This is a genomic window from Corynebacterium sp. HMSC074A01, assembly GCF_001831515.1.
In the GTDB taxonomy this organism is placed as follows: domain Bacteria; phylum Actinomycetota; class Actinomycetes; order Mycobacteriales; family Mycobacteriaceae; genus Corynebacterium.
In genome coordinates, this window is the sequence record NZ_KV825599.1 from 112,932 (window position 1) to 113,154 (window position 223).

Below are 223 nucleotides of genomic sequence, written 5' to 3' on the forward strand. Positions count from 1 at the left end.
TCGTCTTTCGCCGCCCGGTAGACCGGCAGGATATCCGTGGTGCGCCCGGTGATGTGCACGGTCGACCAGCCCTTATCGTGGAAGGTCACCGACGCTTTCGGCGCACGCGGCGCGGGCGGTTTCAGCTCTTTCTTCAGCGCCTTCGCCCGGTTCATCACCGTGCGCAGATCGCCTTCAGTCTCGCACAAACGCTGGCGGTAGTGCCACCGGTCTTTATCCGAGT

General features: G+C 63.7%; 1 protein-coding gene. It reads right to left on the bottom strand.

Annotated elements, in window-relative coordinates:
- Positions 1–223, bottom strand: a 223-nt coding sequence (locus HMPREF2550_RS12175; RefSeq protein WP_168167669.1) for a hypothetical protein, incomplete at both ends; no start/stop codon positions are given.